24 protein-coding genes are annotated in these 21,057 nt (G+C 70.7%); 7 read left to right on the plus strand and 17 right to left on the minus strand.

Annotation, left to right across the window (positions count from 1 at the left end; genetic code table 11):
• Together OU415_RS04490 and OU415_RS04495 are read right to left on the minus strand one after the other, a co-directional pair.
• A complete protein-coding gene (locus OU415_RS04490; protein ID WP_270947253.1) occupies positions 1–783 on the minus strand; it encodes an enoyl-CoA hydratase-related protein in 783 nt (260 codons plus the stop codon).
• A 38-nt stretch (positions 784–821) separates the two neighbouring features.
• Complete coding sequence (locus tag OU415_RS04495; protein WP_270947254.1) at positions 822–1,073, minus strand: hypothetical protein; 252 nt, start codon at positions 1,071–1,073, stop codon at positions 822–824.
• Between the two features lie 189 nt (positions 1,074–1,262).
• Between OU415_RS04495 and OU415_RS04500 the strand changes: the two genes are divergently transcribed.
• On the plus strand, positions 1,263–2,411 hold the full coding sequence (locus OU415_RS04500; protein WP_270947255.1) for a damage-control phosphatase ARMT1 family protein: 1,149 nt from the start codon (positions 1,263–1,265) through the stop codon (positions 2,409–2,411).
• A 4-nt stretch (positions 2,412–2,415) separates the two neighbouring features.
• Here the strand turns inward: OU415_RS04500 and OU415_RS04505 are convergent, their stop codons facing one another.
• The 10 genes from OU415_RS04505 to OU415_RS04555 all read right to left on the minus strand — a co-directional run bounded on the left by OU415_RS04505 (position 2,416) and on the right by OU415_RS04555 (position 12,575).
• Positions 2,416–2,781 carry an RNA-binding S4 domain-containing protein gene (locus OU415_RS04505; protein ID WP_270947256.1) on the minus strand — a complete coding sequence of 122 codons (366 nt, stop codon included), beginning with the start codon at positions 2,779–2,781 and terminating at the stop codon, positions 2,416–2,418.
• A gap of 52 nt (positions 2,782–2,833) precedes the next feature.
• Positions 2,834–3,649: a universal stress protein gene (locus OU415_RS04510; RefSeq protein WP_270947257.1), complete on the minus strand. Its 816-nt coding sequence runs from the start codon at positions 3,647–3,649 to the stop codon at positions 2,834–2,836.
• 55 nt (positions 3,650–3,704) lie between these two features.
• Positions 3,705–4,139, minus strand: a complete 435-nt coding sequence (locus OU415_RS04515; protein WP_270947258.1) for a DoxX family protein — start codon at positions 4,137–4,139, stop codon at positions 3,705–3,707.
• 5 nt (positions 4,140–4,144) lie between these two features.
• Positions 4,145–5,371 (minus strand): site-2 protease family protein, encoded by a 1,227-nt coding sequence (locus tag OU415_RS04520; RefSeq protein WP_270947259.1) that lies wholly within the window; start codon positions 5,369–5,371, stop codon positions 4,145–4,147.
• A 108-nt stretch (positions 5,372–5,479) separates the two neighbouring features.
• Entirely contained in the window at positions 5,480–6,208 is a 729-nt protein-coding gene (locus OU415_RS04525) for an acetate uptake transporter family protein (protein WP_270947260.1), read from the minus strand.
• Positions 6,209–6,363: 155 nt separating this feature from the next.
• A complete protein-coding gene (locus OU415_RS04530; RefSeq protein ID WP_270947261.1) occupies positions 6,364–7,233 on the minus strand; it encodes a universal stress protein in 870 nt (289 codons plus the stop codon).
• Between the two features lie 103 nt (positions 7,234–7,336).
• Positions 7,337–9,538 carry a 2-dehydropantoate 2-reductase gene (locus tag OU415_RS38235; protein WP_333777015.1) on the minus strand — a complete coding sequence of 734 codons (2,202 nt, stop codon included), beginning with the start codon at positions 9,536–9,538 and terminating at the stop codon, positions 7,337–7,339.
• On the minus strand, positions 9,535–10,326 hold the full coding sequence (locus tag OU415_RS04545) for an SDR family NAD(P)-dependent oxidoreductase (protein WP_270947262.1): 792 nt from the start codon (positions 10,324–10,326) through the stop codon (positions 9,535–9,537). Before OU415_RS04545 ends, OU415_RS38235 begins: the two co-directional genes overlap by 4 nt.
• Positions 10,326–11,636, minus strand: coding sequence for an MFS transporter (locus tag OU415_RS04550; protein ID WP_270947263.1), 1,311 nt, complete (start codon positions 11,634–11,636; stop codon positions 10,326–10,328). The genes OU415_RS04545 and OU415_RS04550 overlap by 1 nt, the downstream gene beginning before the upstream one ends.
• 42 nt (positions 11,637–11,678) lie before the next feature.
• Positions 11,679–12,575, minus strand: a complete 897-nt coding sequence (locus OU415_RS04555; RefSeq protein WP_270947264.1) for a polysaccharide deacetylase family protein — start codon at positions 12,573–12,575, stop codon at positions 11,679–11,681.
• 162 nt (positions 12,576–12,737) lie between these two features.
• Here OU415_RS04555 and OU415_RS04560 point away from each other — a divergent pair, with 162 nt between their 5' ends.
• The 3 genes from OU415_RS04560 (at position 12,738) to OU415_RS04570 (ending at position 15,435) form a co-directional block, all read left to right on the plus strand.
• Entirely contained in the window at positions 12,738–13,820 is a 1,083-nt protein-coding gene (locus OU415_RS04560) for an Lrp/AsnC family transcriptional regulator (RefSeq protein WP_270947265.1), read from the plus strand.
• Positions 13,821–13,853: 33 nt separating this feature from the next.
• The gene (locus OU415_RS04565; RefSeq protein WP_270947266.1) at positions 13,854–14,432 is read left to right on the plus strand and encodes a TetR/AcrR family transcriptional regulator; all 579 of its coding nucleotides are present in this window, start codon (positions 13,854–13,856) and stop codon (positions 14,430–14,432) included.
• 76 nt (positions 14,433–14,508) lie between these two features.
• The gene (locus OU415_RS04570; RefSeq protein WP_270947267.1) at positions 14,509–15,435 is read left to right on the plus strand and encodes an alpha/beta fold hydrolase; all 927 of its coding nucleotides are present in this window, start codon (positions 14,509–14,511) and stop codon (positions 15,433–15,435) included.
• 100 nt (positions 15,436–15,535) lie between these two features.
• Here the strand turns inward: OU415_RS04570 and OU415_RS04575 are convergent, their stop codons facing one another.
• Positions 15,536–16,195: a SpoIIAA family protein gene (locus OU415_RS04575; RefSeq protein WP_270947268.1), complete on the minus strand. Its 660-nt coding sequence runs from the start codon at positions 16,193–16,195 to the stop codon at positions 15,536–15,538.
• Between the two features lie 76 nt (positions 16,196–16,271).
• Entirely contained in the window at positions 16,272–16,706 is a 435-nt protein-coding gene (locus tag OU415_RS04580) for a VOC family protein (protein WP_270947269.1), read from the minus strand.
• A 120-nt stretch (positions 16,707–16,826) separates the two neighbouring features.
• On the opposite strand from OU415_RS04580, the gene OU415_RS04585 reads away from it, so the two are divergent.
• Together OU415_RS04585 and OU415_RS04590 are read left to right on the plus strand one after the other, a co-directional pair.
• Entirely contained in the window at positions 16,827–17,564 is a 738-nt protein-coding gene (locus tag OU415_RS04585; protein WP_270947270.1) for a DUF4142 domain-containing protein, read from the plus strand.
• A gap of 47 nt (positions 17,565–17,611) precedes the next feature.
• Entirely contained in the window at positions 17,612–18,181 is a 570-nt protein-coding gene (locus OU415_RS04590; RefSeq protein ID WP_270947271.1) for a class F sortase, read from the plus strand.
• Between the two features lie 12 nt (positions 18,182–18,193).
• Here OU415_RS04590 and rfbA read toward each other — a convergent pair whose 3' ends face one another.
• Entirely contained in the window at positions 18,194–19,081 is an 888-nt protein-coding gene (gene rfbA / locus OU415_RS04595; RefSeq protein WP_270947272.1) for a glucose-1-phosphate thymidylyltransferase RfbA, read from the minus strand.
• A gap of 181 nt (positions 19,082–19,262) precedes the next feature.
• On the opposite strand from rfbA, the gene OU415_RS04600 reads away from it, so the two are divergent.
• Positions 19,263–19,706 carry a nuclear transport factor 2 family protein gene (locus tag OU415_RS04600; RefSeq protein WP_270947273.1) on the plus strand — a complete coding sequence of 148 codons (444 nt, stop codon included), beginning with the start codon at positions 19,263–19,265 and terminating at the stop codon, positions 19,704–19,706.
• Positions 19,707–19,763: 57 nt separating this feature from the next.
• Here OU415_RS04600 and OU415_RS04605 read toward each other — a convergent pair whose 3' ends face one another.
• Together OU415_RS04605 and OU415_RS04610 are read right to left on the minus strand one after the other, a co-directional pair.
• The gene (locus tag OU415_RS04605; protein WP_270947274.1) at positions 19,764–20,225 is read right to left on the minus strand and encodes an acetyl-CoA carboxylase biotin carboxyl carrier protein; all 462 of its coding nucleotides are present in this window, start codon (positions 20,223–20,225) and stop codon (positions 19,764–19,766) included.
• Positions 20,226–20,265: 40 nt separating this feature from the next.
• Positions 20,266–21,051 carry an SDR family NAD(P)-dependent oxidoreductase gene (locus OU415_RS04610; RefSeq protein ID WP_270947275.1) on the minus strand — a complete coding sequence of 262 codons (786 nt, stop codon included), beginning with the start codon at positions 21,049–21,051 and terminating at the stop codon, positions 20,266–20,268.
• Positions 21,052–21,057: the final 6 nt, after the last annotated feature.

The following is a 21,057-nucleotide window of genomic DNA, read 5'->3' on the forward strand; positions in this document are numbered from 1 at the left end:
TCAGGTGCCGGTCCAGTGCGGGGGTCGTTTCGCGAGGAAAGCGGTGACGCCTTCGGTCGCGTCGGCTGATGCCCGGGCCCGTTCTTTGGCGGTGGACGTTTCGAGCCAGCGCTGTTCGTCGTCGGCCGGGTAGGCCGCTTCCACCGCGCGCAGGGTTTCCCGGACCGCGATCGGAGCTTGGGCGCCTATCCGCCCGGCGATCGCGAGAGCTTCGGGGAGGGCTGCTCCTGGTTCGGTCAGCCGGTTGACCAGGCCCAGGTCGTATGCGCGTTGGGCGGGGAGGGGTTCTCCGGTGAGGAGCAGTTCCCTGGCGATGTTCAGCGGGAGGGCTCGCGGAGCCCGGAACAGGCCTCCGCACTCGGCGATCAGGCCGAGGCCGACTTCCGGGAACGAGAAGAACGCCGTCCGCGAAGCGACGATCATCGTGGTGGCCAGTGCGATCTCGAACCCTCCGCCGGCCGCGGCACCCTCGACCGCGGCGATCAGCGGTTTGCCCAACTCCCGCCCGGCGATGCCGTAGGGGCCGCCGCGTTCGGTGCGTTCGCCGGCCCAGACGCGGATGTCGGTGCCGGCGGAGAAGAAGTCCGGGCCGCCGGTGAGGACTGCGGCCAGAACCGAGTCGTCGTCCTCGAACTCGTTCAGCGCTGCGTCGAGGGCCTGGGTCATCGCGCCGTCGAAGGCGTTCCGGCGTTCGGGCCGGTCCATCGTGAGGACCTGGACCGCGCCCTTCCGCTCCACTCGCACCGCCACGATGTCGCTCCTCAGCTCGGCACTGGCGTTCAAGCCGGGATTCTAAGGGCCGGTACGGGTTCCTCTGGCGTTCAGCAGAAGCTGCCTGTTTCGTCGGTCAGTTCGCCGAGGCGGGTTCCGACGTGTCCTGGGGAGTCTTCGAGGGCGTCCAGGCGGCGGTTGATCTCGGCCTGGACGACGAGTGCTTCGCGGCGGTGCCGCTGCACCAGGTCCCAGCGCTGCTGTTCGAGCGCGTGGTTCATGCAGAGCTCGGCCAGCTTGGCGCGGCGGTCCAGTTCGTCCAGGAGGCAGGACGCGAGCGGGAGGTCGTGGGAACGGGACATGGTCACACCCCGATTCGTCGGTGGATGTCTGGTCGTCCTGCCATCCACTGTGACGGCCGACACCATCTCCACGGGCGAGATGAACTACTCAATCATGCCGATGCGCATCGCCTGAGTAGTGCGCTGAGCTGGCGTGTTGGGGTTCCGTACGCTTCGGGGTGACCTGACCGGGACCAGACGGGAGCAGCTGTGGGGATCGACGCGCCGGTGATCACGATTGGCGAGCCTGGTTCGTTCGCGTGGAAGGTCTTCCACGAGCGGCACCCCGCGATGATCGAGCAGGTGTGCGCCGCGACGCCCTACGGCGCTGAGGTGCGGAGCAGGCTGGCGGAACTGCTGTGCGAGACGACGACCGGAGCCGTCTCGCCGCTCGACGACGAGGCGCCGGACCACGACCGGTGGACGGCTTGGACCTCCGAGTGGGTCGGCGAGCGGTGGGCGGAGACGCCGTTCCTGTGGGCGGAGAGCTACTTCTTCCGCAAGCTGCTCGCAGCCGTCGGGTACTTCGAGCCCGGGCCGTGGTGCGGCGTCGACCCCTTCGCGCCGATGAAGTCCGCCGAGCTCCGCAGCGATGCGACCACCGCGACGCTCAAGGCCTTCGACGCCCTGCCCGGGCTGGCACCGGACGAGCGCGACGCCGCCGTGGTGCGGGCTGCGGTGTGGGGGAACCAGGCCGACCTCGCGTTCCAGCTGTCGACGGGGATCTCCGGCGCTGCGGGGCTGGTGAGCGGCGGCAGCCAGGAGTTCTGGTCGCTGTTCGACGCGGCCGGTCCGGTCCACCTGGTCGCCGACAACTCCGCCGGCGAGCTCGCCGCCGACCTGGCGCTGATCGACCACCTGCTGACGACCGGCCGCGCGGACCGCGTCGTCCTGCACGTCAAACCGACCCCGTACTACGTCTCCGATGCGACGCCGGCCGACGTGCTCGGCGTCCTGCGGCACCTGGTCGAACTCCCCGGGGAGGTCAGCGCGATCGGGCAGCGCGTGTGGGACGGGCTGCGCGACGGGCTGATCGAGGTGCGGGCGCACCCGTTCTTCTGCGCGCCGCTGGACTACCGGGCCATGCCGGACGACTTGCGGGAAGAGTTCGCCCCCGCCGCGGTCACCATCCTGAAGGGCGACCTGAACTACCGGCGCCTGGTCGGCGACCGGTTCTGGCCCGCCACCACGCCGTTCGACACCGCGGTGTCGTACTTCCCGAGCCCGGTGGCCGCCCTGCGGGTCCTGAAGTCCGAGGTCGTGGTCGGTCTCGACGACGCGACCGTCGCGGAGCTGGGCGAGGGGAACTGGCGGACCAGCGGCTCCCACGCGCTCGTGCAGACCGCCCGGCCCGCCTGATCGGTCAGCTGCCGCCGGTGCGGAACTTGTCGATCATCCGGCGGTCCCGCTTCGTCGGGCGCCCGGCACCGCGCTCGCGGCGGGCCACCGGTGCCGCGGACTCCGGCGGCGGGGCCGGGGTCCGGTCGATGTAGCAGGTGGCGGCGTCGGCCGCGCCGACGCGGCGCAGGATCACCCGGACCACCTCGACGGTCTTGGTCCGGTCACCGACGCGCGCCCGGACCTCGTCGCCGGGATGCACGGCGGTCGCGGGCTTGGCTGGGCGGTCGTTGACGCGCACGTGCCCGCCGCGGCAGGCCGCAGCGGCGTCCGGCCGGGTCTTGGTCAGACGGACGGCCCACAACCAGCGGTCGACACGGGTGGATTCCACAGCACTACATGATGGCACGTCACCCCGAAGTGGTCCGCCGACCGGCTGATGTTCATGAATCCGCGTTGCGGACGACGGCCACCGGGCACTGCGCGTGGTGCAGCGCCCCCGCCGCCACCGAGCCGAGGAACAGGCCGCGGAACCCGCCCATGCCCCGGTTGCCCACGACGAGCAGGCGCGCATCGCGGGCGGCATCGGTCAGCCCGGCGACCGGGTGGCCGCGTTGCACGACCTCGTGGACCACGACGTCGGGGTGCTTGTCCCGCAGATCCGCGGTCGCCTCGGTCAACGACCGGCGGATCTTGCCCTCCACCTCGTCGCGGAAGCTCGGCGCGAGCGGCGCGTAGAGCAGGCTCTCCTCGTGCCACGCCTGGAACGCGACGAGGTCGGCGCCGAACCGGGCTGCGGCGTCGAACGCGAACTCCAGCGCGACGCGGCTGTGCTCCGAACCGTCCACGCCGACCACGACCGGGCCCGAGGTCGCCGGGACGTCCTTGCGCACGACGACGACCGGGCAAGCCGCCCGGGTGGCGACGCCGAGGCTCACCGCGCCCAGCAGCGCACCGGTGAAACCGCCCAGACCGCGGGCGCCCAGGACCACCAGCTGAGCTTCCGCACTCTGGCGCACCAGCACCTCGACCGGGCGACCGGTCCCGACTTCGGAGGTCACCGCCAGGCCCAGGTGGTCGGCGCGGCACCGGTTCGCCGTCCGCCGCACGGCCTCCTCGGCGTGGTCGGCGCGCATCGGGTCGTCGTTGGCGATCACGACGTGCAGCGGGGCGTGCCTGCGCTCGGCCTCCTCCGCCGCCCACTCGGCCGCGCGAGCGGAGCTGTCCGAACCGTCGACACCCACCACAACAGCAGACATGGCGAACTCCTCGGCCTCGCATTGGCAGCACGCGCACCTCGGGTACCCAGATCTGTCAGCTGCGTGTCAGGCGGGCGTCCAGCGACCAGGTGCCCGCGCCGACGATGAGCAGGAAGACGAGCCCGAACAACTGGCCGAGTTCAGCGCGGGCGTCGCTCGCGTACTGCCAGAACCCGTGCTGCAGCAGCACGGGCACCTTGGTGAAGACCTCGGCGCCGATCATGTCGACGATCATGGGCAGGGTCGCCAGCCTGGTCAGCAGGCCGATGATGATCAGGACCCCGCAGCCGATCTCGAAGCCGCCGTCGAGGTAGGCCCACACCTCCGGGGCCGGGAGCGGGGTCTGGGCGGCGAAGCGCCCGGGCCCCAGCTTGGCCGGGAACAGGAACTTCTGGATGCCTTCGGACAGGAAGATCCCGCCCACCACGATCCGGATCAGCACCACCGCTGCCGGGGCGGTCGTGCCCATCACGCGCGTTCGGAAGTCCATGCTGATCACCTGCGGGCTGGTGGTTCGAAGCGCTGCTGGCCGGGGAACCACCAGTTCGGCGGTGGTGGTCTGGTGTCCGGCTCCCAGCTGAGGTCGGCGCCCGCGGGCAGGGTGGCGGTGAGGCTGTGGTCGGCCAGCACGCGGGTGATGTCGGAGGGCGAGACGATGCCGCGGAGCCGACCGTGCTCGCTGACGAGGATCCGGCCGCGGCTCGCCTCGTTCATCCGGGACAGCACGAGGGCCAGCGGTTCCCCGGGCTCAGCGGTCGCGACCTCGGCCAGCGGACGGGCCACCTCGCGCAGCGCGGTTCCGCTGCGGTCTTGCACCGGGACGGCTCGGAGGTCGTTGAGCGCCACGAGCCCGCTCAGCTGCCCGCGCTCGTCGAGCACCGGGAAGGTGGAGTGCCGGTGCGTGACGGCGGAGTCGTGGAAGAACTGCTCCACCGACTGCGCGGCCGCCACGGTCTCGGCCGGGGTGGACATCACGGTGGCGACCTCGATCCCGGCCAGCGCGAGACCGATGCGGGCCTGCCGCTCCTCGGCGGAGGCCATGTTGACCACGAACAGCCCGATCAGCACCCACCACAGCCCGGCGGTGCTGCGCGCCAGCACCTCGACGACACCGGCGGCGATCAGCAGGAAACCGAAGCCGCGCCCGGCCCACGCCGACCACACCGCGGCCCGGAACCGGTCGCCGCGCCACGCCCACAGCACCGCCCGCAGGATCCGGCCACCGTCCAGCGGGGCCGCGGGGATCAGGTTGAACACCGCCAGCACGGCGTTGAGCACCGCCAGGTAGCCGAGCACGGCCACGATCAGCTCGTCGGCGGCCAGCTCGACGGCCAGCCAGCTGCCCGCGCCGAACACCAGCGCGAGCACCAGGCTGGCGGCCGGGCCGACGGCCGCGATCCGGAAGTCGGCCCCGGACGTGCGCGCTTCACCTCGCAGCCGGGCCACCCCGCCCAGCAGCCACAAGGTGATGCCCTCGACGGCGACGTCGTTGCGCCGGGCGACGACCGAATGCGCGAGCTCGTGCACCAGCACCGAGCAGACCAGCAGCACCGCCGCAGCGATCCCGCTGACCGCGTAGGCGAGCGGTGGGTGCCCGGGCAGGTCGGCCGGGAGCACGTAACCGCCCAGGCTGACGGCCACCAGCGCCAGGATGCCGATGACGCTCCAGTGCAGTCCGACGCGCACCCCGGCGTAGCGCCCCAGTGGAACCGTTTCCTTCATCTGCGCCACTTCCCACCTGCGGGCGATCGCCGAGCCCGGACGGCCCGGCGAACCGGAACCCCGTCGACTCCCACTATCCGACCGGAGGGCGACGTCCACCAAGGCCGCTCACTGCCCGTGCTGGACGCCGGGTTCCGCGGCGACGTCGTCGATCGGTGCGGGGGAGCGGGTCCTCGTGCCCAACGGGAGGACGGGGCGGCCGAGGCTGCTCTGCAGCAGCAGCGCGGTGGCCGTGTAGTAGGCGCAGAGCGCGGAGACGACAAGCAGGACCGCGCCGATCGGCACCAGGGCGGGCAGCGAGGCGACGAAGCCGATCGCCAGCAGCGTGGATCCGGCCGCGAGCGTGGTCAGGAAACCGGTCAGGGCTGCGTTGTGCGCGGTGGCGGCTGCCGCTCCCGCCCACGTGATGGCGGCGAGGGCGATGAACCAGTAGCCGAAGGCCACCTGGGCGACGGGCGAGGCAGCGGGCGCGGGCAGGCCTGCGAGGACCAGGGCCATGTAGATGCCGTAGCCGATCCAGAACGAGCCCCACACGCCGTGCATGGCGGTGGCCAACCCGTCGCGGGCGCGGAAGGACCACGTCGTGGCCAGGAACTGCGCGAATCCACCCACCACCATCGCGAACGGGAAGAGCACCAGGGGAGAGCCGCCGGTGCCGAACCAGCCGGCGAGGTTGGCCGCGACCATGAACGCGGCGGCGGCGAAGCCGTACAGCCCGAGTATCGATGGTGGCGCCACGGGGGACAGCGAGATCTGGGTGTGCTCCTGCTCGCGAGCGCCCGCGACGTCGTTCGGTTCGGCCGTTCCCGCCGTGTCCTTAGTGGATTCCTGCGACATCACGAGCCTCCAACCGGTCGAGCACGCGCTGCCCATGGCGAGTTGCGCAGCCTCGGGAGGTCGCTGGTGGACAGCATCGCTGCGCGCATCAAGCCAATCCAGCGTCTCCCCGGGGTTCTCCGCGGGTCGAGGAGGCGAAAGTCCTCGAAACGGCTTCAGCGCACGACAGCCACGGGGCACGGTGCGTAGTGCACGGCGGTGTGGCTGACCGAGCCGAACAGGGTGGACCGGATGGCCCCGCGGCCGCGCGTGCCGACGACGAGCAGGTCAGCGTCGACGGCGGCGGAGAGCAGCGCTTCAGCCGGCCGTTCCGACGTCGTCACCTGCTCCTTCACCTGGACGTCCGGGTAGTGCTCGCGCCAGCCCGCCAGCGTTTCGGACAGCTCCCGGCGGCAGGCGTCGACCACGCCGGGCTCGAGCTCACCTCCCAGGTCGGGGGAGGTGCAGGCGAGGACGGCGGTCAGCTCGGCGCCGTGGCGGTCGGCGAAGTCGTAGGCGAATCCGGTTGCCCGCGCGCTGAACTCGGATCCGTCCACGCCGACGACGATCCGTTCGAACACCGGTGCTTCCGATTGTCCGCTGGTGCGTTCGTCGCGCAGCACCACCACGGGCTGGGACGCGGTGCGCACGACCTCGGCAGCGGTCGAACCGAGCAGCACGCGACGGGTGCGGCTCAACTCGGGCGGGCCGAGCACGATGACGCTGGCGTGGGCGGCGACATCGCGGAGCACGGTGGCCAGGACCCCGATGCGCACCACGGTCCGCACGCCCAGCTCGGGGAACCGGCTCCGGCACTCGGCGGCCATGTCCTCCAAAGCCTGCTCCGCCGCGTTGTGCTGCGGCCCGACGACCTCGCTGGGCAGGCGGATCCGGGTGAACTGCTCCAGCGGGACGGCGATCGCGTGCAACAGCAGCAACGACTGCTTCCTGGTGACCGCTTCGAGCGCCGCCCACCTCGCGGCCCGCTGCGATCCAGCGGAACCGTCGAACCCGGCGACGACCTCGGCCGAACGCGAACCACGCATGTCCGCCACCCCCTGCGCCCCAGGATGTCGGCTCGCCGCCGGGCTCGCAGGCCCAGCGCTGCCGGCCGATCCGACGGAGATCGGCCGGCAACGCGGCCCCGGCTCAGGCGAAGGCCGCGAGGACTCCGGCGGCCAGGGCCGAGCGCTCGACCATCCCGCTGACGGTGGCGTGCTCGTCGCGGGCGTGGGCTCCGGCGCCCACGGCTCCGAGGCCGTCCAGGACCGGGATTCCCGCGTCGAGGACGAGGTTTCCGTCGCTGGCGCCGCCGACCGCGGTTTCGCGCAGGTCGGTGCCCATCTGCCGGGCGCACTGCCGGGCCAGCTCGAACAGCTGCCCGACCTCGGGGGTGCGTTCGAAGGCAGGCCGGTTCCAGCCGCCTTCGACGAGGACGCTGGTCCGCGGATCCACCGGCTTGATCGCCGCCATGGCCGCGGTGATGCGTTCGCGCTCAGCGGCGGAGGCGACCCGCACGTCGATCACGGCCACCGCCCGGCCAGCGGTCACGTTGCCGCGGGTTCCGCCGTGCACCACACCGACGTTGACGCTGGTTCCGGCGTCGAGATCCCGAAGGCCCTCCAGGTGCACGATCTGCCTGGCCATCTCGTGGACCGCACTGGCTCCAGCCGTCGGGTCGAGACCGGCGTGCGCTTCCTCGCCGTGCACGGTCACCTCGAAGATCCCCACGCCCTTGCGGGCGGTCTTGACCGCTCCTCCGGCGCTCGCCTCGAAGACGAACGCCGCCCGGCTGGTGCGGGCCTCGGCGATGATCGCCTCCCTCGAGCGGACGCTGCCGGTCTCCTCGTCCCCGTTCAGCAGAACTGTGCACGCAGGTCGCGGCAGCCCCAGGGCGTCGAGTGCGCGGAGCGCCCAAACCGCTTGCACCAGACCGGCTTTCATGTCGAAAACGCCAGGCCCGGTGATCCGGTCGCCGTCGCGGTGGAACGGGATCTCGGCGAGCGTGCCGAGGGGCCACACCGTGTCGTAGTGGCACAGCAGCAGCACCGGGGCGGCGCCGGGTTCCGTGCCCGGATACCGGCGGATCAGGACGTCGCCGGCCTCATCACGCCGGATCCGCTCTTCGCCCTCGCAGCTGCCGAGCGATTCGTCGAGCCATCCGCGCAGCCAGTCCAGGCAGGCGTCCAGCGCCGCCGGATCGTCGCTGGGGCTCTCGTGCTCGGTGTAGGCGGCCAGGTCGGCGACCATCGCGTCGCGGTGCTGGTCCAGCCAGCCGGCGACCGCGCGGGCCTGGTCCTCGGTGAGCGCCGGTGTCGCGGGCAGCGGGCGGTTTCGCGCGGCGGCGAGCCGGTCGAGGGCGTCCAGCCGGGCCTCCGACATTCCGTCCGGGGCGATCTCCAGCTCGCGCAAACCGGCAGTCACCGCCCGGAGCACCGGTGTCCGAAGGCCTTTCGCCGCGGCTTCGACGAAGAGATCTTCGTACTCGGCGGTGACCTCCGTCGGTCGTCGACGCACGGCGATGTCCCGCCAGATCCCGCTGCGGTCCTTGGACTGGGTGCGCAGCCACGCGGTCAGGGCGTCGAAAGCGGCCTCGCTCGTGGCGGCGTCCGCGTCCGGGCCGAACGCCTTGACGTCGAAGGCATCGAACGACTCGACCCGGATCCCGAGCGCTTCGGCGACACCGCACACCTCCCGGCTCAGCGCCAGCATCGCCGTCCGGTGCCGGTCGATCAGATCGGCCATCGCGTCGTCGGCGAGCGCGGTGGCGGCGAGCATCGCGCCGAACGCGCCCTTGGCCCACAAGTAGCCCTCGATGTTGACGTCGGCCGTGGCCGGTCGCCATTCCTGCAGGTCGGCGACCAGATCGCGAACCCGCTCGGAGATCGGTGCGCCGCCGGGCTCGCCGATGACGAACGCACCGGGTCCGCCGTCTCGGATCACCCCGGGTTCGACGACGTCGGCGAAGATGTTGACGAACGCGGCGATGGTGCGTTCCCGACCGACGTGCTCGGCGATGATGCCCTCGTTGAAACCGTTCTGGACCGACACCACGTAGCCGTCGTCGGCCAGTCGAGGCGCGATCCAGCGCATGGCTTCCTCGGTGGCTTGCGTCTTGACCGCCAGCAGCACCCGGCGCAGGGAACCGGCGTGCTCCGCGGGTGTGGCCGCGTCGACCGCGACGCTGGTGCGGGTGCCCTTCTGGTCCAGCGTCAAGCCGTTCGCCCGCAGCGCGGCGACGTGGTCGGCGTCGGTGTCGATGATGGTGACCGGGTGCCCGGCCTGAGCCAGGCTGTAGGCGAGGGTGCCGCCGATGGCACCGCCTCCCACCACGGTGTAAGCGTCGGTCATCGGCGGTTTCCCTCCTGGTGGGCGGAATCGGTGCTGGTGGCGGGTGGCCAGATCCTGGGCAGGTCGAGCACGCCGGTGCTGGAGCCGCCGTCGATCCGCAGCACCTCGCCGGTCACCCAAGCGGCTTCCGGGCTGGAGATCCACCGCACGGCGCGGGCGATGTCCTCCGGGGTGCCCGGTCGGCCCAGCGGATTGGCGTTGACCAGAGCTGCGTACTCGGGTGCGACGGGGTTGCAGGTGCTGTCGACGGCGACGAAGCCGGGGCTGACCGCGTTGACCCGGATGCCGTGCGCTCCGAACTCCAAAGCGGCTGCGCGGGTTGCCATTTCCAGCGCCGCCTTGGAACTCGCGTACGGGCCGCCGCCTGGGCGGGAGCGCAGAGCCGCGCCGGAGGAGATGTTGACGACCGACGCGCCTCGCCCGGCGGCGACGGCGCGGCGGGCGAGTTCGGCGGTCGCCAGCACCGGGGCGCGGGTGTTGAGGGAGAAGATCCGGTCCCACTCCGCTGCGCGGAGCTCGATCATGTCCACCGACGGATAGATGCCCGCCGCGTTGACCAGCACGTCGACCGGGCCGGACGCATCCCAGCAGCGGCCCACCGCTTCCTCCGGGCCCAGCGGATCCGCCAGGTCCAGCACCGCGTGCTGAGCGCCGAGTTCGTCCGCGACGGTCGCGAGCCGGTCGGCGTCGACGTCGACGAGGCTCAACGCGTTGGCGTCGGCGGCGAGTTCGTGCGCGATCGCCCGGCCGATTCCGCTCGCCGCACCGGTGATCAAGACGTGCACCATCAGGAGAACTCCTTGTCCTTGGTCTCCGGCATCCGCAGGTAGACGACCAGCGAGATCAGGGCCGCGCCGGAGACGTACAGCCACAGCAGTCCGCCGTGGTCCGAACTGGTCAGCCAGGTGATCACGTAGGGCGCGGTGCCGCCGAAGAGCGCGACGGCGAGCGCGTACGGCAGGGCGATGCCGGTGGCCCGGACCTCCGGCGGGAACTGCTCGGCCATGATCACCGCGCAGTTGGCCGAGTAGCCGAGGATCAGCAGCATGCCGGTCAGCTGAACCAGGAACAGGCTGAGGAAGCTCCCGTTCAGCAGTTGCAGCATCGGCCAGGCCAGCACCACGAACCCGCCCGCGAAGGCCGCCATGGTGGGGCGGCGGCCGAACCGGTCGGACAGCTTGCCGACGAACGGCAAGAGCACCATGAAGATGATCGTGCACAGGGTCTGCGAGAGCAGCGCCTCGTCCAGCGGGAGCCCGTAGGTGGCGTTGGTGTGGATCGGCAGGTAGTCCACCCAGGTGTAGTAGGTCAGGGTGCCGGCGATGGTGATGCCGACGACCCGCAGCGCCGCCCGCGGATGTTCCACGAACATCGCCTTGAGCGGATTGCTCCTCGCCCGCCCCTCGTTGCGGAGCTGGGTGAAGGAAGCGGTGTCCTCGACGGAAACGCGCAGCCAGAGACCGACCAGACCGAGGACACCGCCGATGATGAACGCTGCCCGCCAGCCCCAGGAGTGCAGCGCCTCATCGCTGAGGCTCGAGGCGAGCACGACTCCGATCAGCGACGGGATGAGCACTCCCGCGCCGACCGAAACCTGTTGCCAGGAACCGGCGAACGCCCGACGACCAGGACCGGCCGACTCCACCAGGAACGCCGAGGAGGAACCGAACTCACCGCCCGCGGCGAAACCCTGGACGAGGCGGGCCACCGCGAGCACGAGCGGCGCGGCGATCCCGATCATCTCGTAGCCGGGGGTCAGCGCGATGACGAATCCGGCGCCCGCCATCAGCCCGATGGTGAGGGTCAGGCCCTTCTTGCGGCCGTGCCGGTCGGCGTAGGCGCCGAGGATCGCGGCGCCCACCGGGCGCATGACGAATCCGACGGCGAAGACCAGGAGCGTCGCCAGCAGCGCGGCGGAACCCTCGGAGCGCGGAAAGAAGACGTCCGAGATGACCTTCGCGAAGGTGGCGTAGAGCGTCCAGTCCACCCACTCGACGGTGTTGCCGATGACGCCGGCGATGATCGCCTTGCGCTGCTTCGGGGTGAACTTCTGCGTTGGGGTGCTGGGTGATTCGGTTCTGGGCGGGCGGGTGTTCATCGCGGCACCGCTGCTTTCGTGGTGGAGGAGGTGGGGGACGGGTCAGGCCGCGCTGGCCAGGCAGTGCTCAGCGATCTGCTGATGCGTGGCGAACCAGACGTCGTCGTGGCCGGCGATGTGGGCGAGCAGCTCGTCCAGCACGACCAGCCGCGAGCGGTGGCCGATGATGTGCGGGTGGAAGGTGATCTGGAAAAGACCGCCTTCGGTGCGGGCGGCGTCGAACTCGTCCCGCCAGATCGACAGCACCTCGCGCGGGGAGATGTAGGGCCGCAGCGAGGCGAAGCGCTCCATCATGAAGTAGGGCGCGTCGTCGCGGATCCACTCCACGGGGATCTCCACCACCCCGGTGGGCTCCCCGTTCTCCAGCAGCTCGTGCGGTTCGTCGTCGGCCATGAGCGAGGAGTCGTAGAGCAGCCCCATCTCGCGGGTGATGGCCAAGGTGTGCTCGGAGAAGTCCCAGGAGGGGGTGCGGATCCCGACCGGGCGCACGCCCGTCACCCGCTCCAGCGCGTCCGCGCTGCGCAGTTGCAGCTCGCGCTCGTCGTCGGCGGGCAGGAGCGCGTTGCGCTCGTGGATCCAGCCGTGGATCCCCACTTCGTGGCCCGCTGCGACGTAGGTCTGCGCTTCTTCCGGTCGGAGCAGCGCGCACACCGCGGGCATGAAGAAGCTGGCCGGAACGTCGTACTTCGCCAGCAGCGCGAGGATCTTCGGCACCGCCACGCGCGCTCCGTACTCGCCCTGGGCCATCTGGGCCGGACTCGTCAGGCCGTCGCGCAGCGCCGGTGTTTCGTGGTCGGAGTCGAACGACACGGCCACTGCGCACTTGGCGCCGCCGGGCCAGCTGTCGGGTCGGAGGGAGCGTCCGGCGCGGACGCGCCCGATGTGCCGGCGCCAGGTCTCCTCGTCCCACTGCCAGGGCTGCAACTCGGGTTGCGTCATCCCATTCGTCCTTCGTCGAGAGCGGGGTTGGTGGGTTCGGCGTCCGGGATCGCCGGCCGCGCGGACCGCGGCACTTGCGCGGTCGTGCTGTGGTGCCTCATCGTGGCCATCGACGCTGATCGCGCACGAAAATCGACGGAAATCGCCGCAGGAAGGCTGTGCATGGAAGATTTCGCCGGGGCGGCTTCCGTCGAAGGTCTGGACGAGACCGATCTCGCCATCGCCAACGCCCTGCAGGTCGCTCCCCGCGCCTCTTGGACGTTGGTGGGCGAGGTCCTCGGGCTCAGCGCTGCCACGGTGGCCCGGCGCTGGGGGCGGCTCGTCGAGCGGGGGCAGGCGTGGGTCACCGCCACCGGCAGTCCTGAGCTGTGGCGCTCGGTGTGCAACGCCTTCCTCGACGTCCACTGCGAACCGGGGGAGCGGGAGCGGGTGGCGCTCGCGCTGGCCCGGGATCCGCGGACGAAGTCGGTGATGGAGGTGGCCAGCGGCCGCGACCTGCAGGTCAACGCCGTCGCCCGCGATCTCCCGGCGTTGTCGCGCTTCATCCTGGACGAGGTCAGCCGGCTGCCCGGCGTGGTCAAGGTGGACACCCAGGTCAGCACCCGCATCTACCTGGCCGGGAACGCCTGGCGGTTGGATGCGCTGTCCCGCGGTCAGTGCGAGCGGCTCCAGCCCGCTGCAGAGGGTGCGGCTGCGTTGCCGGGGCGCCTCTCCGCGGCCGACCACGCGCTGCTGCTCGCGCTGGCGGCGGACGGCCGGGCGCCGGTCACCGAACTCGCCGAGCGCACCGGCGCCAGCCACACGGCGACCCGCCGCAGGCTGTCCCGGCTGGCGAACTCGGGTGCGGTCGCCTTCCGCTGCGAGATCTCCCAGCACCTGACGGGCTGGCCGGTGAGCACGCTGCTGTGGGCGCGGGTGCCGCACGACGACCGGAGGCGCATCTGCGACCAGCTGGCCCGGATGCCCGAGGTCCGCCAGCTGGTCGCCATCAGCGGGAGCACGAACTTGCTGGTGTCGACCTGGTTGCACTCCACCGACAGCGCCCTGGACCTGGAGGAGCGGATCGTCGACGCGCACCCCGAGTTCGAGATCGCCGACCACGTCATCGTGCTGCGCACGGTGAAGCGCCAGGGCTGGATCCTGGACGAACTGGGCCGCAAGCGCGAGTGCGTCCCCATCGACCCGTGGTGCGACGAAGGCGCCGGGTCCGACTGCCTGACCGCGATCACGGCGAGGCTTTCTTGAACGGTCGGTCCAATATCTGTAGTGTTGCCGGTCGTGGGAAGGGTGAAGGAGTTCGATCCCGACGCGGCGCTGCGGTCGGCGATGGATCTGTTCTGGCGCCAGGGGTACGAGGCGACGTCGATGCAGGACCTGGTCGACCAGCTGGGCCTGGGGCGCGGCAGCATCTACGGGGCGTTCGGCGGCAAGCGCGATCTGTACCTGGCGGCGGTCGAGCGCTACGTGGACGACGCGCGCGCCGGGTTGCTCGATCAGCTCGCCGCACCGGGCTCCTCGCTCGACGCGGTGCGGGCGATGGTCCGCTGGTACGTGCAGACCTCGCTGGCCGATGACCAGTACAAAGGGTGTCTGACGACCAACACCGCGGTGGAGCTGCCCGGTGACGAGGCCGCCGGTCGTCTCGTGGCTTCCGCGTTGGAGACGATGGAGACCGTCCTGTCGGCCGCGTTGGTGCGGGCCAGGAACGAGGGTGAGCTGCCCGCTGATCGCGACCCGGTGGCCCTGGCGCGCTTCCTGGTCACCTTGCTGCAGGGCGTGCGCGTGGTCGGCAAGACCTCGCTGCGCCGGCGGCTGCTCGACGACGCGGTCGAACAGGCCCTCGCGCTGCTCGACTGAGCCGATCCCCGTCGTTCTCGGCGGCTTTCGCATGCCTATTTTCTTGACCGAGCATTCCAGTAAAGGAGATCTGATCGTGGTTTCCACGCCTGTTGCGCCCACCGACGCCGAACTGGCCGCGTCGCTGGACGGCGAGTTCACCAGCGCGCACGCCGAGGTGAACGGGACGCGGCTGCACTACGTCAGCGGAGGCGCGGGCGACCCGCTCGTCCTGCTCGGCGGGTGGCCGCAGACCTGGTGGCAGTTCCGCAAGATCATGCCCGAGCTCGCCCGCCGCTTCCGCGTGATCGCGGTCGACATGCGGGGGATGGGCGGGTCGGCCAAACCGGAGACCGGCTACGACAAGAAGACCATGGCGGCCGACATCCGCGCGCTGATCGGACATCTCGGCCACGAGTCGGCCTTCGTAGCTGGGCACGACATCGGTGCGTCGGTCGGCTACCACCTGACCGCGGGATTTCCGCGCGCCGTGCGCCGGTTGGTCACCATGGACCTGGGCGTGCCGGTCGAATCGTGGCTGGCCATCCCGATGCTCCCGGCCAGCGACGAGCAGGTCGCCTCGCTCACCGAGGGCCGCGGTGGGTACCCGTGGTGGTTCGCGTTCAACCAGCTCCAGGAGCTGCCGGAACGACTGCTCGACGGACGGTTCCGGTTGCTCGTCGACTGGCTCTACGGGCACATGCTCGTCGATCAGGCCTCGGTCGACGAGCAGGCCCGACGCGTCTACGCCCACGCCTACGACTCGCCAGAGGCAATCCGGGCGGGCAACCGCTGGTACCAGACGATGCGCCAGGACATCGCGGACCTGGACACGTACCCGCCGGTGACCACTCCGATCCTGACCCTGGCCGCGGAGGACAACTACGCGCTGCTGCGGGAGCAGATGGCCGACAGGGGCACCGACGTGCACGTCGTCGCAGTTCCCGGCAGCGGGCACTACATCCCCGAGGAGCAGCCGGAGTTCGTGGTCGACCAGCTGACGACGTTCTTCGCTCAGAGCTAGGGAACCCGGCGGGCAGCTCAGGTCGGACCGGCGGCCCAGGCGATGGCGGCGTCGAGGTCGTCGTAGCCGAAGCTGGTCACCTCCGCTTGCACGAAGTGGTTCACCAGGTGCGGGGGAGCCCGGCGAGCTTGCTGTCCGCGACCAGCGCCACGCGCTTGACGCTGCGGTGGTGGTCGCGGACGAAGCGGATGTGCCGGATCAGGCCGGTGATGTTCTCCCAGCCGGGGAACTCCCGGACGTGGACCACCAGCCCGGGCAGGTCGCGGTGCTGCTCCAGCCAGGAGTCGGCCGTGTGCGCCAGGGCTTCGAAGTCGGGTGCGCGGAGCGGTTCTTCGACCTCCACCACGAGCACGCCGGACTCGGGGATGATGTGGTGCGACACGCCCGGTCCTTCTGGCAGCGACGTCAACCACTCGACGGCCGCGTCCCGGTCGTCGTTGCTGAAGATCCGCACCGGGCAGGGCAGCAGGAAGCTCGCCAGGCGGGTCGATTCGGCGATCCACCGGATGTCGGTGACGACCGCGCAGCCCTCGATCAGCCGGATGAACCCCCACCCGACCTTCGCGTCCTCCCACGCCGCGCCGGCGGTGAAGCCCTGGAACTCCGGGCCGACCTGGTACAGCAGCCGAATGCGCCGGTCGTCCCGGCGCGCGGCGTCGAAGAGCGGTTCGAGGACCGTTTCGTAGTCCTCCTTCGACAGCTTGCCCACGGCCTTGACCGCATCGATCTCCGCGGGCACGTCGGCGATCTTCTCGAGCATCTCGACACCCCCTCGCCACCCGAGTATTCGTCACGGCGCGGCCAGGTGCAGGAGGGATCAGCGCGAGCTGACCGGCTCAGTCCAGGCAGAACTCGTTTCCCTCGACGTCCTGCATCACGATGCAGGACTCCTCTTCGTCGTCGGCGGGCAGGATGCGGACGCGGGTCGCGCCGAGCGCGACCAGGCGTGCGCACTCCGCCTCGAGCTTGGCGAGGCGCTCTTCGCCCACGAGCCCGGTGCCGATACGCACGTCGAGGTGCACCCGGTTCTTGGCGACCTTGTCCTCGGGAACGCGCTGGAAGAACAGCCGCGGGCCCACACCGGTGGGGTCGCTGCAGGCGAACGCCGAATCCCGCTGCTCGGCGGGCAGCGAGCCGTTGTAGTCGTCCCAGGTGGCGAAACCCTCCGGCGGCGGGGGTGCCGCGTACCCCAGAACCTCGCACCAGAAACGAGCAACGCGCTCGGGTTCTGCGCAGTCGAAGGTGACCTGGAACTGCTTGACCGACGTCATCGCTCCAGCCTAGTGGCGGGTGCTGCTCCGGTCCTCCACTGGGGTGCGCTGACCGCGAACGGAGTTTCGGTCCGGTGCAGGGGGTTTTCGCGGTGGGACACGGGGTATCCCGCTCGGGACATGCTGACTTACCTGGGGGATGTGATCGGGATGGGGAAGTGCGCTGTGGCGGCTGTCGGTGGTGCGGTCGTGATGGCGGTGCTGGCCGCGCCCGGCGTTGCGGCGCAGGCTGTTCCGCCATCGGCGGGGCAGGTGCAGTCGTCGGGCGCGGTGGCCGCCGCGATGTCCGATCAGGACAGTTCGTTCCTGACGAAGGCCGAGCAGGTGAACCTGGCGGAGATCACCATCGGTGAGCTCGCGGTGAAGAAGGCGACCACGCCGCAGGTGCGATCGCTGGCGCAGGAGACGCTCGCCGATCACCAGGACGCGAAGGCCAAGATGGAGGAGCTGGCGAGCCGGAAGGGCGTGACCTTGCCGACGTCGCCGAGCGCGGAGCAGCAGAGCACGGGCCACGAGCTGGAGAAGGCGTCGGGCGCTGCTTTCGACACCGCATATCTGAAGGCGCAGGTCTCCGGGCACGAGGAGGCGGCCGCGTTCACCCGCTCCGAGATCGGCTCCGGTGGGGATGCCGACGTGCAGGCCTTCGCGAAGGACTTCCTCCCGGTGGTCCTCAAACACCTGAACCACGCGCAGGAAGCGTCGAAGGCCGTGGAAGCCACGCCGAAGGGTGCGAACACCGGGACCGGCGGCTTGGCCGAGCGGATCCAGTCCAGCACCACCGGCTTGGGACTGCTGGCCGGCGGCCTGGTGATCGCCGCGGGCGCTGGGGTGGTGTTGCTGCGCCGGCGGTTCGGGTGAGCCGGTGGCGTCGTTGGACACCTGGAGCGCTGCTCGCGCTCGGACTCGTGACTGCGGCAGCGGGGCTGGGGTACTCGTTGTCCGGGCCCTCGCTGCCGCACTCGGGAACGGTGCCGCCCGCGCATTCGCCGTCCGATCCCGTTGAGAAGCGGGAAGTGCTGGAGCCGGTACCGGATGGCGAGGTGCCGCAGCGGATCAGGATGCCGTCGGTGGGAGTCGACGCGCCGGTGCAGCCGGTGCTGCTGGGGCCAGACCAGCAGTTGGACGTGCCCGAGTCGCCGGCCGTCGTCGGATGGTGGAGTGCCGGTGCTGCACCGGGATCCCGGGCGGGCACAGTGGTGCTCGCCGGGCACGTCGACACCCGCAGCGCCGGCCCGGGTGCGTTCTTCGAGGTGGCTGACCTCAATCCGGGGGAGATCGTCGAGGTCATCTCCGCCAGCCGCACCACCCGGTACCGGGTCGAGGCGCTGCGCAGCTACCCGAAGGACTTCTTGCCGATGGACGTGTTCGAACGCACCGGCCGCCCCCGCCTGGTCCTGATCACCTGCGGCGGGCGCTTCGACGACGGCATCCGCCAGTACGAGGACAACGTCGTCGCGTACGCCGTCCCGGCATAGCGGGACCGGCGGTCAGTCGTCGTGGGCCGACCGCCCGGCGGCGGCGACCTCCATGATGTACTGCCCGTACGGCGATTTCGACAGCTTCTCGCCGAGGCGGTAGCAGGCGTTCTCGTCGATGAAGCCCATGCGCATCGCGATCTCCTCGATGCAGGCGATCCGCACGCCCTGGCGGTGCTCCAGGATGCGCACGTACTGGCCGGCTTCGGCCAGCGACTCGTGAGTTCCGGTGTCCAGCCAGGCGAATCCGCGTCCGAGGTCGACCAGCCGGGCTTTCCCCCTGGCCAGGTAGTGCCGGTTGACGTCGGTGATCTCGAGCTCCCCGCGCGGTGACGGGTGCAGGTTCTTGGCGATGTCGACCACGTCGTTGTCGTAGAAGTACAGGCCGGTGACGGCCTTGTTGGAGCGCGGGCGGCTGGGCTTCTCCTCGATCGAGATCAGCCGGCCCGTCTCGTCCACCTCGCCGACGCCGTAGCGCTCGGGGTCGTGCACCGGGTACCCGAACAGCACGCAGCCGTCGACCTCGGCCGCCGTGCTCGCCAGCAGGGTCGAGAAGCCCTGGCCGTGGAAGATGTTGTCGCCCAGGATGAGCGCCACCGGATCGGCACCGATGTGCTCGGCGCCGAGCAGGAACGCGTCGGCCAGGCCGCGCGGTTCGGTCTGCTCCGCGTAGTCGATGCTCAACCCCAGTTCGCCGCCGTCGCCGAGCAGGCGGCGGAACCCGTCCAGGTCGTTCGGCGTGGAGATCAGCAGGACCTCCCGGATGCCCGCCAGCATCAGCACCGACAGCGGGTAGTAGATCATCGGTTTGTCGTAGACCGGCAGCAGCTGCTTCGAGACGCCCAGCGTGACCGGGTGCAGCCGCGTGCCGTGACCACCCGCGAGGATGATCCCCTTCATCCCTGCCACCTCCGAGGTATCGGCAAGACCACGGCCAGCGTGCTGCGTCGGTGTCCACACCGGCTCGAACGGCGCTACAGGCGCGATCGCGGCGCCGTTCCAGGTCGTCTCAAGTGGAGTTCGAAGCCGGGCCCGCAGCGTTGGCTGGAAGCTCGAAACGACACCAGTCTCGGAGGAGAGCATGACCGGATCACCCGTCCCACCCGAGCTCTACGCCGAAGTGCTGCACTTCTACGCCCGGCAGATGCAGGCGCTCGACGGTGGTGACTTCGAGTCGTACGCGGCGACGTTCACCGCCGACGGCACGTTCAAGCACTCGCCGAAGCTGCCGGCCGCGCAGACCCGTCAGGGCATCACCGAGGCCCTGCACGAGTTCCACAAGAAGTTCGACGGCGATCCGGTGCAGCGCCGGCACTACTTCAACCACGTCGTGCTCGAGCAGCAGGAGGACGGGTCGCTGAGCTCGACCGCGTACGCGCTGGTCCTCACCACCAGGCCCGGCGGCCGGCCGGACGTGGGGCCCAGCTGCGTGGTCAACGACGTCATCGTCCGGGACCGGGGGGCGCTGCGCCTGAAGTCCCGCGCGGTCGACCACGACCAGGAGTTCGCTGCGGTCGCGGTGTGAGCACGACGATTCGGCTCCGGGGTGTGCGTGCGCCCCGGAGCCGAATCGTCGGTGGGTTCAGTCGACGGGGACGACCGCCAGCAGCGGCTCGTCGTACTCCACCGGGTCGCCGTTGGCCTTCAGCACTGCGACGACCTCGCCGTGCACCTCGGACTTCACCGGGATCATCAGCTTCATCGCCTCCACGATCGCCACCTGCTGCCCGGGGCGGATCACGTCGCCCTCGCTGACGAACGGTTCGGCGCCCGGTTCCGGTGCGCGGTAGAACACCCCGACCGACGGGGCGCGGACGTGCAGGGACCGGTCGTCGGCGGGCTCGTCGGTGGGGCGGACCGGCGCGGCCGGTGGGGGAGCGGCCGCGACCGGCGCAGTCCACTCCGTTTCCACCGCCACGTCGCCGAACCGGACGCGCAGCGCCGTCGGGCTGTTCGGCAGTCCGGTCAGCATCCGGGTGACGTGCTGCTCGATTGTCGTGAGGACGGCGCCGAGCTCGTGCTCGGGCGCGGTTTTCTCCGCCATGGCAACACCTCCGTCGTCGTTCGGCTGCGGGGCGGACCGGTCAGTAGTTGCCAAGGCCGCCGCACACGTTGAGCGCTTGCGCGGTCACCGCGGCTGCGCCGTCGCTGACGAGGTACTCCACCATCGCGGCGACCTCCTCGGGCTCGACGTAGCGGCCCAGCGGAACCCGGGTGGTGACGCGCTCGTGCGCCTCCTGCTCGGTGACGCTCCAGATCTTCGAGTAGTGCGCCCGAACCCGTTCCGCCATCGGGGTTTCCACGAATCCGGGGCAGACGGCGTTGACCGTGATCCCGGTCTTGGCCAGCTCGAGCCCGAGCGACTTGGTGAAGCCGACCACGCCGTGCTTGGACGCCGAGTAGGGCGAACCCCAGATGACGCCCTGCTTCCCACCGGTGGACGCGATGTTGATGATCCGGCCGCGTTCCTGCGCCAGCATCCCGCCCGCGGTGAGGACCTGCTTGGTCATCAGGAAGACGCTGTTGAGGTTGGTGTTGATCACGTCGAACCAGACCTCGTCGTCGACCTCGACGGTGACGCCGCCACCGGAGCGCCCGGCGTTGTTGATCAGCACGTCGATCGGGCCGAACCGGTCGACCGCGGCGCCGACCAGTTCCGGGATCTGCGCGGGCACGCTGACGTCGCAGGTGCTGCCGTCGACCTCGAGGCCTTCCTCGGTGAGCGTCTTGATCGTCGTGGTCAGCTCCTCGGCGCGCCGAGCGCAGATGTAGACCCGCGCGCCGAGCCGGCCGAGCCTGCGGGTGATCGCCAGGCCGATCCCGCTGGTGGCCCCGGTGACGAGGGCGACGGGCTTGGTGTTGGCGGGCATGAGTCC

Origin of the sequence: Saccharopolyspora oryzae (genome assembly GCF_027853915.1) — a bacterium.
GTDB lineage: Bacteria > Actinomycetota > Actinomycetes > Mycobacteriales > Pseudonocardiaceae > Saccharopolyspora > Saccharopolyspora oryzae.